Origin of the sequence: Niallia sp. FSL W8-1348, assembly GCF_038006745.1 — a bacterium.
GTDB lineage: Bacteria > Bacillota > Bacilli > Bacillales > Cytobacillaceae > Niallia > Niallia alba.
Window position 1 is genome coordinate 189,065 of the sequence record NZ_JBBOVV010000004.1, and the last position, 13,046, is coordinate 202,110.

Annotated in this window: 18 protein-coding genes and 1 pseudogene; 1 reads left to right on the forward strand and 18 read right to left on the reverse strand. The window is 29.9% G+C overall.

Translation table 11 applies throughout. The features are described 5' to 3' along the window. Window positions 1-139: 139 nt before the first annotated feature. The 10 genes and pseudogenes from xerS to NST60_RS26910 form a co-directional block, all read right to left on the reverse strand. The gene (gene xerS / locus NST60_RS25865) at window positions 140-1,246 is read right to left on the reverse strand and encodes a tyrosine recombinase XerS (protein ID WP_341100873.1); all 1,107 of its coding nucleotides are present in this window, start codon (window positions 1,244-1,246) and stop codon (window positions 140-142) included. An 80-nt stretch (window positions 1,247-1,326) separates the two neighbouring features. Further along, entirely contained in the window at window positions 1,327-1,761 is a 435-nt protein-coding gene (locus tag NST60_RS25870; protein ID WP_341100874.1) for a helix-turn-helix domain-containing protein, read from the reverse strand. Then, window positions 1,724-2,521 carry a hypothetical protein gene (locus tag NST60_RS25875; RefSeq protein WP_341100875.1) on the reverse strand — a complete coding sequence of 266 codons (798 nt, stop codon included), beginning with the start codon at window positions 2,519-2,521 and terminating at the stop codon, window positions 1,724-1,726. The genes NST60_RS25870 and NST60_RS25875 overlap by 38 nt, the downstream gene beginning before the upstream one ends. A 92-nt stretch (window positions 2,522-2,613) precedes the next feature. Next, window positions 2,614-3,168: a hypothetical protein gene (locus tag NST60_RS25880; RefSeq protein WP_152112342.1), complete on the reverse strand. Its 555-nt coding sequence runs from the start codon at window positions 3,166-3,168 to the stop codon at window positions 2,614-2,616. Window positions 3,169-3,190: 22 nt separating this feature from the next. Further along, window positions 3,191-3,997 (reverse strand): hypothetical protein, encoded by an 807-nt coding sequence (locus tag NST60_RS25885; RefSeq protein WP_341100877.1) that lies wholly within the window; start codon window positions 3,995-3,997, stop codon window positions 3,191-3,193. Between the two features lie 403 nt (window positions 3,998-4,400). Then, window positions 4,401-5,450: a hypothetical protein gene (locus NST60_RS25890; RefSeq protein WP_328283192.1), complete on the reverse strand. Its 1,050-nt coding sequence runs from the start codon at window positions 5,448-5,450 to the stop codon at window positions 4,401-4,403. 22 nt (window positions 5,451-5,472) lie between these two features. Then, a complete protein-coding gene (locus tag NST60_RS25895) occupies window positions 5,473-5,781 on the reverse strand; it encodes a hypothetical protein (RefSeq protein WP_321198301.1) in 309 nt (102 codons plus the stop codon). A 277-nt stretch (window positions 5,782-6,058) separates the two neighbouring features. Continuing rightward, a complete protein-coding gene (locus tag NST60_RS25900) occupies window positions 6,059-6,751 on the reverse strand; it encodes a DUF2726 domain-containing protein (protein WP_341100885.1) in 693 nt (230 codons plus the stop codon). 308 nt (window positions 6,752-7,059) lie between these two features. Beyond that, window positions 7,060-7,464, reverse strand: coding sequence for a hypothetical protein (locus NST60_RS25905; protein WP_321198299.1), 405 nt, complete (start codon window positions 7,462-7,464; stop codon window positions 7,060-7,062). A gap of 138 nt (window positions 7,465-7,602) precedes the next feature. Continuing rightward, window positions 7,603-7,692: pseudogene (locus tag NST60_RS26910) on the reverse strand (SEC-C metal-binding domain-containing protein); the annotation flags it as partial. Between the two features lie 127 nt (window positions 7,693-7,819). Here NST60_RS26910 and NST60_RS25910 point away from each other — a divergent pair. Beyond that, window positions 7,820-8,395, forward strand: coding sequence for a helicase HerA domain-containing protein (locus NST60_RS25910; protein ID WP_186325671.1), 576 nt, complete (start codon window positions 7,820-7,822; stop codon window positions 8,393-8,395). Here the strand turns inward: NST60_RS25910 and NST60_RS25915 are convergent. The 8 genes from NST60_RS25915 to NST60_RS25950 form a co-directional block, all read right to left on the reverse strand. Continuing rightward, window positions 8,375-8,689 (reverse strand): hypothetical protein, encoded by a 315-nt coding sequence (locus tag NST60_RS25915; protein WP_144545664.1) that lies wholly within the window; start codon window positions 8,687-8,689, stop codon window positions 8,375-8,377. The two genes, NST60_RS25910 and NST60_RS25915, sit on opposite strands and share 21 nt — an antisense overlap. A gap of 21 nt (window positions 8,690-8,710) precedes the next feature. Next, window positions 8,711-10,306 carry an NlpC/P60 family protein gene (locus NST60_RS25920; RefSeq protein ID WP_186325670.1) on the reverse strand — a complete coding sequence of 532 codons (1,596 nt, stop codon included), beginning with the start codon at window positions 10,304-10,306 and terminating at the stop codon, window positions 8,711-8,713. Between the two features lie 261 nt (window positions 10,307-10,567). Next, window positions 10,568-10,849: a hypothetical protein gene (locus tag NST60_RS25925; RefSeq protein ID WP_144545662.1), complete on the reverse strand. Its 282-nt coding sequence runs from the start codon at window positions 10,847-10,849 to the stop codon at window positions 10,568-10,570. Window positions 10,850-10,864: 15 nt separating this feature from the next. After that, entirely contained in the window at window positions 10,865-11,320 is a 456-nt protein-coding gene (locus tag NST60_RS25930; protein ID WP_144545660.1) for a hypothetical protein, read from the reverse strand. Window positions 11,321-11,583: 263 nt separating this feature from the next. Further along, on the reverse strand, window positions 11,584-11,838 hold the full coding sequence (locus NST60_RS25935) for a hypothetical protein (RefSeq protein ID WP_016204214.1): 255 nt from the start codon (window positions 11,836-11,838) through the stop codon (window positions 11,584-11,586). A gap of 115 nt (window positions 11,839-11,953) precedes the next feature. Next, window positions 11,954-12,280: a DUF4257 domain-containing protein gene (locus tag NST60_RS25940; protein WP_016204213.1), complete on the reverse strand. Its 327-nt coding sequence runs from the start codon at window positions 12,278-12,280 to the stop codon at window positions 11,954-11,956. A 296-nt stretch (window positions 12,281-12,576) separates the two neighbouring features. After that, window positions 12,577-12,822 (reverse strand): hypothetical protein, encoded by a 246-nt coding sequence (locus tag NST60_RS25945; protein ID WP_328283185.1) that lies wholly within the window; start codon window positions 12,820-12,822, stop codon window positions 12,577-12,579. Window positions 12,823-12,852: 30 nt separating this feature from the next. Continuing rightward, window positions 12,853-13,026 (reverse strand): aspartyl-phosphate phosphatase Spo0E family protein, encoded by a 174-nt coding sequence (locus NST60_RS25950; protein ID WP_016204211.1) that lies wholly within the window; start codon window positions 13,024-13,026, stop codon window positions 12,853-12,855. Window positions 13,027-13,046 lie beyond the last annotated feature (20 nt).

Consider the following 13,046-nt stretch of genomic DNA (forward strand, 5'->3'; position numbering starts at 1 on the left):
ACAACGAAAAAAATTACTTATGGATGTTACGTTCACGAAGTGACTTTATTGTACTTTTTAAACAGCTATTTTATTTTTAATCATCTTTATTATTTCTAAACAAAGGGAGCATTAAGTTATCACTTTAATGCTCCCTTTGTTATTTATTTCTCCTTTGATCAAGACGTTCTGCAGCAAGCTTAGCTTTTTCTCTAGATGTATTGATATAAAGCAAGGAAATGTCAGATTGTGTATGACCCAATTGGTTCATAATAAGCGGAATGTCTCCTCCTGTTTGTTCTGCTAAATTAGTAGCGTAAGTATGTCTTAATTTATGGGGGGCCATTCGTTTATCAAATGATTTGGTATACTTATAAACTATATTCTCAACAGCACGTGCAGTAAGAGGGAGTGTATCTCCCTTATATTGTTTAACAAATAGATACTGACTTTCCTCATTTCCTGCTTTATACCTTTCATTTCTTATAGATAGATAATCTAATACATCTAACATCGAAGAAGGAGTAACTGGAATAGTATCTTTCTTACCGCCTTTTCTAATAATACTTATTTCGTTATTTTTACTATCTATATCTTTAAGGCGTAATTCTATCAGTTCGTTTACTCTAATTCCGCTACCCAAAAATAATGAAATGATAGCAAAATTTCGTTCCTTGTCACGATTAAAGAACTTTAATTCTGAAGGGGAAAGAGTGTTTTCATATTCGTTTTTTATATACTCCAAAAAATTGAGATCTTCATTTCCTATAAAAATTTTCTCCGAAATCTTTCGTGCTCTTTCATTAAAAGTTTCCGAAACTTTCTTGATAGGAATTTTTTTCATTACATTTCGATGAAAGTAAGGTTCACCTTGTGTTCCTGAAACTTCTGCTTCAATCGTTAAATAATTGAAAAGCGAACGAAGGGAGGACTTATGCCTATTAACCGTTTTTGAACTTATTTTATGTGATTCATTTGCTTTCTCGTACTTTTTACGACTGACATATTTAAAGTAATCTTGTGCATCTGATAGGGGAAGGGATCCTAACAAGCTTACTGGAAATGTTTTTAAACTAGACCATTTGACCCTTTCATCAGCCATTAACCAAGATAAAAACTCCTTATAATCTCTAACATAATTGAATAGGGTAAGAGGGGAGCGATTATCCATTTTGGCTTCTACATATTCATTTATAAAGTCTGGCATTTCCTTTAGAAGTTCCTCTAGTCGCCTTTCATAATATTCATGTTGTTTTGTTATAGCCATTCGGCTCACCTCCAAACAAGAACATTTGTTCGTATAATACAATCTTTACGAACAATTTAAATTCTAAAACTATTTTATTTTTAAACTTGTTTAATACACTCACGATAGTACTTCTCAAAAAATCTCTCTATATCTTTATCTGTTAAACTTACCTTTTCAGAAGGATTGGAACCACTAGTAGTTATGTCATACATCAGATACACCATCTGCGGAGTATTCGGGTGACTATCTAGAAATTTCCCATGCCCTCTGAATAGCAAATAGTCTCCTATATATTCAACTATATCTCCGTAATAAAGCCATTCAACATCTAAATCGCTAAAGTTAAATTTTTCTACTACCGAAAGTGGTGGTAATGCTAAGCCTCTAAGATACGAATTGAGAGTAGCTTTTGGAATTTCTAATAACATAGCCATTTCTGATAAAGATAGACTATACTCTTTTTGAATTGCTTTTAACCGTATTGCTACCTTTTCTTTAATGGGCTTCATGTCTCTTTGAGGTATTGATTTCATTTAAATAATCACTCCCTGACGGATGATATACAATTGCACTTACTAACCCTTTAAAAAAATGCTGAACTAAATAATTTTTTGTTTTAGAATTGAAAATAGGATGCCAAAAATAATCATCATCAAAATTTTCTAGGTCTCGGGATAAGAAAAAAGGTAAGTTATGAATACCTTCAGCTACTTTCATTGAAAATTTACTAGAACGAAAGTTACCATGTTGACAATCCAAAATATATGTTTCAATTAGTGACAAATAGGCTTTCTTTTTTATATGTATTGGGAGAATCAATATTTCATTAATAAAATCAGAATAAGAAACTGATAAAATGTTCTTGATATTTTCTCTAGTTATTGTATTGTTTTTTTCTTCACATATCTTTTTTAATATATGTGAAAAGGATTCCTGTGTAATTTCATCTGATTTCTGTTTAACCATACTCACACTTTTCTTAAGTTGTGTTATTTTCCTATTTAATTCATTTGTACGCTTGATAAAATCATCTTCAAAAACATAATAATTCCAGAGGGATTCTATCACCGTTAATGCACTCGAAATCCTAGCAAATAATTCCTCATATGTTTCTTCACTGTTTTGTCTTTTATATAGATTTACATTACTTACAAAATCTGCTTTTTCTATTTTTTCACTCCATTGAGCATAATCAGCTACTATGAAATCTACTTCTCTCTCAAACCTTGATAAAATTTTGTAAAAATATTGCATATTTGGTTTTCTACTAAACAAACTAACTATTTTAGTCATTTTTTTCATCTCCTTTTTAAATCATTGAAGTAATAATAATAAAAAATGAAGTTACATTTATAACAGATGGCAGAGGAACATCTTCTATTACTTTAAGAATTAAATATTTTATCTTTAGCCTTATTCCAGCTGCCAAAACGTTGTTCATAGACTTTGGAAGAGGGGAGATTATTAATTTTAGAATAAGTTGTCCATTGACTAATAGTTGTGAAAACTTTGTTGTGTTTTAAAGCAATATTTACTAGTTCATCTTCTTCATAATATCGTTTTCTAACAGATGAATTGTTAAAAATCACTTTCTTAGCGTTGTTCCATGAAGAAAATATATAAATGTAAACTTTGGAAGATGGAAGACCCTGTACTTTACTAAAATCATTCCAGTTTCTAGCTGTAGTAAATTCCTTTTTATATGTTTCAGCGAATTTTATAAGATCTTCTTTGGTATAATCAGATAAGAATGGATTATAAACTTCAATGTTCGGAAACAATTCCTCTTTAGCCTTATTCCAACTCCCAAAATAATATGAAAATGTCATTGCTCTTGGAAGATTATTCTCTTGAGCATGCTGATTCCAGGTTGAAACTGATGAAAAATATGCTGCATTCTCTTTTGCTACTTTAATAAGATATAATTTATCATATTTCAAATTTACCACCATCCTAGATTTCTCATTCGAATATCTGATTTGAACTCATAAAAATATGAACATAATTTTCAAAGTCTACTTCAATTAATTCTGGAGAATTTGACCATTCAAAGTATTTAATTTGCGTAATAAAACGATAAAATTTTTCATTTAGAAGCAACTTCATAACTAGATTATTTTTTTCTCTAATTCTCTTGGAAGTAGGGGAGTCGTTGCGAATTATAGTACGTACCATACCTAAAAGAATATCTATTGATTCAATACCAACTTCTTCTTGTTTTGAATAATAGTTAGATTCTTGGATAGTAAAGTGTTCACCTCTATAAACAGATTGTATATTCAACTGTTCAAAAAGTTGATTTCTTAAATCGTAATTTTTATTTTGATAAGTGGTATCATGTTCTATATAAATTTGAGTATTTAAGTGAACATGAGAACCATATTTTCTTAAAAGTCCATATATTATCCTTTCAGGAAATTTCATATAAATTGTTTGATCAGCAATATTTTCATAAACATTTTTGATTTTTTTGGAAATTTCCTCAATCTTTGACTGGTTATAAGAAATAACATTCATTTTCAATAGGTATTGGTGTTCTAGCAATGTCAATATTATTTTCCAAATTATATTTCTCTCTGTACTATCACCTCCATAGGCAGTCCAATGAATTTCTTTTTTTCTTATTAATTCATTTAAAGCAAGTACTTTAGGCGAGTTATAATAAGACTCTGGAATTGCTAAACCGCCCATTAAATGAGGTTTTGTTTGATTTTTACCGCTTTCATCAAAAAATATTTTTAAATTTATACTCCCAAAGTCTCTTTCCATAAAATCCCTCTTTACAATTTAATTATAATCATGCATAATAATATATAAATCATTAATTTTGGGTATAGTAATACATAACTTGTTGCGCCTTTAAATAGCGACACGTTATTTATTACTTGGTGGAAGTACTCACTGCGCCATTGAATCAGCGGTGCGTAGTTCCCATACCTATAATAAAAAGGATTAGAATATTGATTATTCTAATCCTTTTTATTATACCAAACATACATTCTGATTTCTATATATTTATTCGTAAAATTTGTATTATACGAATAGTTAGAATTACTCTTCTTCTGCTGTAATATTTGTGACGAGTAACACAAAAATAGTTACATAAAAAAAACATTAATTCTAAGGCTTTCTGGTTAAAGTATTATTGTGTCGCTCGTCAATATTATAATTACTATTTAAAAATTTCATTGTATATGATCTCATCATAAAAAACATTAAATTCCTTAGATAACTTTCTAAGCGTCCCATCAAAAGTTATTAATTTGCCTTTATTATTATAACAATCAAATGCCGAGAAAATTGTGCAATCAGAAAAATCATTTTTGGTAACCTTATAGCCTTGTTGTATGGATCTAATTAATAAAACCTGTATGAAATAAAGTTTTTCATTTACTGTTAGAGATCTTCTACCTTCTGAAATAACGCCCGATTCAAATTGCTCCACTTTATTAATAATTAAATAATTTAGTTCTTTTCCACTTACTCCTTTTAAAATTTCACGTGTCTTTTGTACTCCACTAATTTCTAAACTTTCAAGCTCACTAAAGCCACTATATATTTCTTCTAAATTTTTTTTGCGATTTATAAATCCCTTTTTTAGGAGTAATTTATTTCTAATGATACCTTCCATTTTAGATAAAATATATCCTAATAGATAATCAAATTTTTTAGTAGATACTTCTTTTTTCTCATTTGTTAGATAATAACTATATAAATATTCTTTTAGTTTGGCCTCTATCAGAAGAAAATTAAATTTAATAACATCTTTTAATAATTCTATTACAACTTTATCATCATATTTGTCAAACAACTTATCGGATACAATAAGTAACATATACATGAAGTATCTACTAATACTAGTAACTTCATATTCTACTTTCTGCTTAACATAAACGCTCATATCATAGCTTTTATTATTCTCGGAAGCATAAAATAATTTTTTCCAGTCAAAGTTCCAAGTACTTTCATTCATAAGTCTGAAGCCATTTTTCTTTAACCCATTAAAATCCTCAAAAAACCTATTAAAGTGATTAATATTTGGATTTTTCAAATCCCTCATATATAGTTCAAATATCGTGGCACTATGTATTAATTTTTCCCCCTTATAATTCATAATAAAATCCATGAATTTATCTTTATTTAATTTGGGATCCATTCTAGTTGGTTCGTCTCTAATCATAGCTAAAAAAGTATTGTAAGCTATTGTATCCAATAAAATCATAAATCTGCACTTCCCTGTATATTTATTCTTCGTTTACGACTCTATAAATTTCATTTTTAAAGTATCTATATTTAATCTTTTCAATATTTACTATTGATTTTTCTTGTAATGGGAAAATGAATTCTTGTTCTTCTCTGATAACAGATGAATTCAATTCAAAGTTCGGATCATCAATCTGCATTGCTTCTATAAATCCACGGAGGCTACTACCAGGATTATCTTTTGTAGCTTCAGCTGTAATTATTGTAGGAGGAATTGATGAATTAAACCAATATACATCTTCTAACTTTTCAGAAGATGTCCATGAAACATAATGATTATGATAATTCACGTCATCATGATTTAAATGAATTCGACTTAATTTCCTTGTATACAGAGGATACTTCGCAAACTCACTTTCTTCTACATTCTCACTGTTTTCCCATTTCTCAATATCTTCTAATACCTTTTTCTATGCTTTATCTGTATTGATTAAATTATTCCTGCCATTTCCGCATTTTGGATGGTTTACCCATATACGAAATAATTCATAAAGATTCATATATAATAGATTCAATTGTACCTTTAATACCACATGAATTGCCTTTTTTCATCTATACAATTACTACTTATATAATTTCATACATTTTTAAAAAATGAAATATTGTATAGGTAATCTGTTCTTCTGTCTCTGTATAGGGAATATCAACAATCGGAAGACCTTTTGACCAACAAAATTCACGTTTTAATTTATCCCGTTTCCTTCTCTCTCTTGCCCCCTTATAACCACCAAAGTATTCTGATTTCACAAATTTATAATGTTGTATGCCATTAAATTCTATGGCGAACAAAGGAAAATTATTTTGACATATTAGAAAGTCTAATCGAAGATCCATTTCATAGCCAAACGTTTTCAAAGAAACTTCTTTTATAAATTCTACATTCCTTGAGACAAGCAAATTTGTTATGAACTTCGCTCCATGTGATTCTCTTACTTCCTTTTTACAATGGGCACAAGTTTCTCCATTCTTAACTTTTATAGGTTCAACTGTCCATTCATGCCCCCTATTACACAGATGTAAACTCTTCCTTTTCATTGCTTTATATGGACCTATGAAACTAATATCTTTTCTATTATCTGCTAAATAATTCAAGTATTTTTGATGATTAGGTGAAATTTTCTCATTTAAGCCTGTACGCCAAAATTCATTACACCAAACATATTGTTTTCTTTCTTCTTCATACTTAATAAGCATTACTCTAACCAACTTATCTGTTAATTCTTCTTCTAACTTGAGTATATATTTTTGATATTTTTCCATTTCTGCAGCTGCTTGAGACTTCTTTTTATAGATATGAATACAGTTATTATTATCTTTTATTAAGAAGATTATTTGCCCTCTAAATTCCATAGTGTATATCACCATATTTAGTATTATTACCGTAAACCAAGTTTACTATTTCTCTTTAATTCACCATCTATGCAATATAGATTAGTAAAAAACAAAAGATTCTATTTGAAAAGTAATACTATGTAGCAGGTTTCATGTAAGTTTATGAAAAAAATTTAAAAATTGTTTTTTATATTTTTCAAAATAATTGATGCTACTAATTGAAAAGAAAACACCCGCTAAGCTAAAATCCTATATACATTTTGATATTTTAAAATTAAATTTTCCAAGTCATCATATTCAAATCCTGCTTTACTGGAAATGTCTTTCATTATTTCAATTGACCCTATCGACTCACCTTCCATAATATAGCGGCCGATAGACATATCTAATACTCTCCGAGCAATTTCATCAAGCGCATTTGACACACCATATTCATAATTAACTTCCATTCCACTAGCAACGGAATTTCCGAAGAATACTGGAGGGAACATAATTCCATCTTGCAAAGTATTCATAATTGCAACATCTAGTACTTTGCCATCTAGCTCAATCCAAGAGTGATCAAATACTAAATTTCCAATCCGAACTTCTCCAATTTTAACTATAGAATTATATCCGCTCTCACTTAATAGAATATGCATAATTGCTGATAGGAGATGACAACCCCCTTGGTAATTATACTCTACTATAAAATCAAAAGCGCCTCTGTATATATCTTTAATTTTTTGTTCGCATAGAGCATTATTTATTGCTCTACTCCAATTTTCCTTCCAGCTTATGCAGCACTTTTTGAACTTTTTCCCGCTTCCACAAATACAAAGTTCATTTCTATTAATTTTTATAAAACCATCCCCTCTCTTAATCGAAATTTTTCAAATATCAACAAACAAATCTTAATTTCCCATTTTTCTTTAGATATATTTTACTATAACAACATTTTCAGGACACTTTATTTTTAATTTAATTTCATTATTATTTGATAATGGAATGCCTATCGTGATAAAAGGACCTATTGGGAAAGGAAAAACTTTCTTTACTAAAGAACTCTTAATGAAACTTTTTTGTAATAAGCATATTGCCCTAGTAGATCCTCATCAGGAGTATAGCGATTTAAAAAATTCATTAGAATATATTACTATCTTTACACCTCCAGAACCATTTACAATAGTCAATCTTGATTTATATCTTTCTATTCTTAAAAGAAGTGATTATGACTTGATAGTTATAGAAGAAGTTTATATATTTGACTTTAATCAAATACTAAAGATTCTTCAAATTAACCCAAACGTAGTTTTATTTGCTCATGAATTAACAAATAGAGAATTATTTGTTTTAGGAAAGCATATTTGCATTTCTATAAACGGAAAAGAGAGTAATATCATTACCCATAACAGAATAATTAACAATTCTCTGTGTTCATTACCTATATTAGTCGAACAATTAGCTATAGAAAAACCCGTAAGGATAGATGTGTACACTACTTCTTACGGGTTTAAAAATCTCTATTCAAATAGCTCCTCTATTAACATTTTCTCTGAGTATGGCTATTTTCTATGTTATCATTTCATGTAGATCCTTGCTACAAGTTGAACAGATTCCATTCGCAGCAGGTTTCATCCCTTTAAATGTCAGTCTTGCAGAGACTTCAATAGCAGAGATTTTAGATTTGCAAGGAATGTAATTAACTATACATCCTCCAATTTGACAATAGGAAGTTTGAACAATCCATCCTAATTCCCCATCATATAAAACATCAAAGACATATTGTTTTGATTCAATTATCAACTGAATTTGATTCTCTATTCTTACTATTTCATTTGCTAATTTCTTTGCATTATCTAACATTTTGCTATTTTTATCATCCATTTCCCATTCCTCCTCATATAATTAATGGGAAATTCTTTTAACTCTTCCATTAAACTTTTGATTCCAATAGCCATTAGACATATCTGCAATTGCAACTCCGGTAGAACTTTGGGCGCCGATGAATTTCCCTTCTCCTAAATAAATCCCAACATGCCCATCTTTTTTATAAGTATCAAAGAATACGAGATCTCCTGGTTTAGCAGCTTCATAATTAACCGCATTCCCCATTTCTTTAAGAGTGTCTGTTGTCACTCCGGTTCTATTGCCTAAGGTTACTCCAACTTGTTCAAATGCCCAATGAACAAAGCTAGAACAATCAAAATACCCTCTACTTATATCCTCTTTGCTCCTTCCTCCTCCAAATACGTAATAAGAATTATTTATCCACTTATATCCTACTGTTGTAACATCAATCCCACTATTATTATTAATATTTAGATCGATTGTAGATATGTCCTTTTGGAACTTAAAGCTCTCTGCTAACTTTATAACTTTATCAACATACCAATCTGCATGGTTATAGGCCCATATTGCCTTCTCTTTGTTATTTTCAAATCCATGAGAGGCTAAGTAATACGCTGCGCTTGCAATGCTGTCCGCTGGATTCCATGGGTCTGCTTTTCCATCATTATTAGCATCAATTCCAAACCCGTTTCCTCTTTTTATGGTTTCTAAATCGGTGATGTCTATATCTTCAGCTACTAATCCTCCACCAATATCGTATTTAGATCCTACCCATGAAGAAGGCATAAATTGCATAGGTCCTATGGCTCCAACACTGGATTCCATGGTAACATGAGTAGAAAAGGAGGTTTCTACAGCATGTATAGCCGCTAAATAATACCATGGTATGTTATAGGTCTGTTCACCATAAAGATAATATGGCATATATTCTTCTGGTACCTCTTTAGATGATGTAATGCTTTTTTGGTAAAAATCACTTTCAAATCGTTCTCCATTTACCCTGGCATTTTCTTTAGTAATAGCGGCTTCAATCATCTCTTTATCCTTTGATAAAGTTTTGCTTTTTAATTCTAATTTTTCTTTTTCTTCTTTATAAGTATCCTCTTTTTCCTTCAATGCATCTATTAACTTACTGGAAGCTTCCTGTTGTTGTTGCAATTGTTCATTCAAATCGCTAAATTCATTGAGTAATGTTTGTTTTTCCATTAAATACGTAAAATCTCTGTTCAAATCTTCTACGAAATTAAAGTTCTTTACGTTCTTCTTTATAATAATATCTTCATTTATCCCGGCAAAATTATCCGAAAGAAAGGGTAGATCATTCACCGAACTTTTCTTTTTTTCCCGATATTCATGTTCTTTCGCGGCCAGTTCATCTTTAACTTTTTTTACCTGCTTTTTATTTAAGTCTATTGCTGTTTTTAAATGATTTAGTTGCCTTTTTTTTAAAACTAATTCATTTTGGGTTATATTTATAGCCTTATCCATCTTTACAATTTGTTCTTTCAAATTTTTATTATATTCATCAATCGAATCAATCGTTGTTATTTCTTTTTCACTCTCATTTGCAGCAACATGGATTGGTCCATTTATCAACCCTATGGATAACCCAATAGCAGAAAGAAAAGTGATACTTTTAATTTTACTACTCATTTTAACCCTCCCAAAAAAATAACCCCAAGAATACATAGAAATGAATGTCTCTCTATGAATCTTGGGGTTATCCCATTTGAATTTTCAATTTGTTCAACATATTCATGTATTAACACTTTAAATAATCAATTAAAATTAGGATTAATTGAGGTAATGCTAGCACAATGCCCATATTCAGACCAAAAAGTACTTTTCCTATACACATTTACTTCTCACTCTCTATCAAACCTTTGTTAAATCAAGTGATTACTTTCTCAAACATTACTCTTTGGTAGATAAAGCTACTGCTAGGATCCCCAAATACCCTTTTGTCGAGCTATTTCTTTTTTGAATACGGTTTATCATCTCAACAAGCGTTTTTTTCTCTTCTCTACTACTTTTTTCTATAATTAATTCTGCTAATTCTTTACTCTCAATTTTTTTTTTAATAAAGGGTATTTCAATATATTCATATTTACTTAATTCATATCTAATTACCATATCTGTATAATCTGTAGGAAATTGAATAAAGTCGTTTTTAACTAATTCTGAAGATAGAGACATTTGTTTCTAAGCCCCCTATTCTACTTCAGCAATTTTGTCATTAATCGCATTTGCAAATTCTTGTAAATTCCCTCTTTCCAGTATAGAAATCTCAATAAGTAAAGCTACCCCTCCATTATTCGATACATTTAACGAACAAGTATAACTGTTAAACAAGGGAACAATACCGATAAGAATAAGGACTAATCCTATGAAAAAATCACCATTAACAAAAGAAGGAAGTCCTAATATGAATGTAAAAAACAGACCAAACAAAAATCTCTTTAGATGAAATTTTGTTGATGTTGAAACACTAGCTATGTTCTTTAAGGACATAGTAACTTCATTTTTTCCTATAGGCATTAAACCTAAAACGGTATTACGATCATACCCTTTAAACCGTTTATTAGTTAATAATAAATCTGTTGTTAACCATCTTAATAAAACATTCGTACAGTATGTGCCTTCTTTCAGTTTTTTCTCTCTTTCCATGACGCTTTTTCTCCTTTCAACAAAAAAATCCCCCTAGAATAAGACATACAGTTTATATGTCTTCATCTAGGGGGATTCCCTCTTCGTTATTTATATAGGTAAATTATAGCAACCATATAACGAAAAGTCTAGTTGTTATTAATTTTCATTAATTTAATGTTCCTTTATCCTATAAGCACTTTTATTTTCTTATTTCCATAAGAATCGTACTTATGTACTTATAAAAAACAAAACAAAGAAGAGATTTTTAATCTCTTCTCTGTTCAGTAAGATGATACTTTTCTTAATCGCTTAGGGGATCTTCTATGAAAAATCCTTCTATCTTCCTGTAATGAAGCTGCTTGCTCTTTATTTGAACCTATTGATTCATAATATCTTTTTTTTGCTTCATTAAAAATCTCTTCTATAGCCTTAGTTATCTTATCCATTTGGCGTTCAGTAATACAATCGTCTAACTCTACCATTAAATCATTAACTTGTTTTTTTTCTTCTTCCGTTAGGATATCATTCAGTTTCATGATTTCTCTCCTCTCGTCTATCTTACCTCGACTATATTCTATGCTCTTCTGCACTATACTACGATTATTGTTATAAATATTATAACATATCGAAATCATGTTGAAAAAATAAACACTACAGATCCTGATTTATCTTTCTGTTTATTTCCTCTATTCTGCTTTCCTTCTTTGATTGAAGTGATTCTTCAACTTTAATAATTGCATTTTCACCTACATATCCACCTAAGATTGATGTTAAAATTACTCGTTCCGTTCCATTTGGATCACTGAATAAAATCGTAACAATAGCTCCAACAGCTCCAAAACAACCATCCAATAAGAAACCCGGATAGAATGTAAGTTTATTATTCCTCGGTTTTTTTATTGTCCCATACCTCTTTGCGTGAGTTAAAACTCCCATACCAAATCCAATACAACCAGCCAAAATTATTTTATTTAACATGCCTATTCACCTCTCTTGAAAAATTTGCGCAAACACAAAAAAGCCTTTGAGGCAATAGACAATAAATACATGCGTTACATGTATTATGCCTATTAGCCCAAAGGCTGCGTGTTTATTAGTTAAGACGCTAATCCTAAATAGGATTGCCAAAAAAGAAAAAAGAAAAAAAGGTTATACATTTATTATACGATTTTCTTTCTTATAACACTACACAATTTAAAAAGAGATAGTAAACCTATCCCTTTTTACTAGATATAAATTTTCAAGTCTAAGAATTTTTATTATTTGATCACTTCTCACCATAAATTAAAATCCACATAATTTTTTGCTGACTTTAATGTAGAAAATATTAGTCGTACGTCTCCCGCTTCTTCTAATGGAACGTACTCTCCTCCTATAAATGGATAAAACATACCAATTATCCAACCGTCCCCATCTGGATTTTCTAGAACCAGATACTTAGGTATTTCATCACCATAATAAGTAATTGTTTTATGATAGCTAAAGAATCTATTAACGTCTTCTTCTCTCCAATCTATCATTATGTCCCCTCCTAAACTATTCTTACCCTCTTAACAAATTCTAACTTCTACCGATTCATTTTGGTTCATTTGCTGATATCTTAGTATTAATTCATCTAACTCTTTACTCTTCTTTATTGCTTCGGGAGAATTAAATCCCTCTGAGAATGCAATTTTTAACATTTCTTCTCTTACCCGCTCTATTTGATCTCTTAGTTTATACATGAGTATTCCTCCAATTTTAT

Excerpts from the sequence above, each read along its gene's own strand:
- xerS (WP_341100873.1), bottom strand. The coding sequence starts at position 1,246 with ATGGCTATAACAAAACAACATGAATATTATGAAAGGCGACTAGAGGAA.
- NST60_RS25870 (WP_341100874.1), bottom strand. The coding sequence starts at position 1,761 with ATGAAATCAATACCTCAAAGAGACATGAAGCCCATTAAAGAAAAGGTA.
- NST60_RS25875 (WP_341100875.1), bottom strand. The coding sequence starts at position 2,521 with ATGACTAAAATAGTTAGTTTGTTTAGTAGAAAACCAAATATGCAATAT.
- NST60_RS25885 (WP_341100877.1), bottom strand. The coding sequence starts at position 3,997 with ATGGAAAGAGACTTTGGGAGTATAAATTTAAAAATATTTTTTGATGAA.
- NST60_RS25890 (WP_328283192.1), bottom strand. The coding sequence starts at position 5,450 with ATGATTTTATTGGATACAATAGCTTACAATACTTTTTTAGCTATGATT.
- NST60_RS25900 (WP_341100885.1), bottom strand. The coding sequence starts at position 6,751 with ATGGAAAAATATCAAAAATATATACTCAAGTTAGAAGAAGAATTAACA.
- NST60_RS25905 (WP_321198299.1), bottom strand. The coding sequence starts at position 7,464 with ATGCATATTCTATTAAGTGAGAGCGGATATAATTCTATAGTTAAAATT.
- NST60_RS25915 (WP_144545664.1), bottom strand. The coding sequence starts at position 8,689 with ATGGATGATAAAAATAGCAAAATGTTAGATAATGCAAAGAAATTAGCA.
- NST60_RS25920 (WP_186325670.1), bottom strand. The coding sequence starts at position 10,306 with ATGAGTAGTAAAATTAAAAGTATCACTTTTCTTTCTGCTATTGGGTTA.
- NST60_RS25925 (WP_144545662.1), bottom strand. The coding sequence starts at position 10,849 with ATGTCTCTATCTTCAGAATTAGTTAAAAACGACTTTATTCAATTTCCT.
- NST60_RS25930 (WP_144545660.1), bottom strand. The coding sequence starts at position 11,320 with ATGGAAAGAGAGAAAAAACTGAAAGAAGGCACATACTGTACGAATGTT.
- NST60_RS25935 (WP_016204214.1), bottom strand. The coding sequence starts at position 11,838 with ATGAAACTGAATGATATCCTAACGGAAGAAGAAAAAAAACAAGTTAAT.
- NST60_RS25940 (WP_016204213.1), bottom strand. The coding sequence starts at position 12,280 with ATGTTAAATAAAATAATTTTGGCTGGTTGTATTGGATTTGGTATGGGA.
- NST60_RS25945 (WP_328283185.1), bottom strand. The coding sequence starts at position 12,822 with ATGATAGATTGGAGAGAAGAAGACGTTAATAGATTCTTTAGCTATCAT.
- NST60_RS25950 (WP_016204211.1), bottom strand. The coding sequence starts at position 13,026 with ATGTATAAACTAAGAGATCAAATAGAGCGGGTAAGAGAAGAAATGTTA.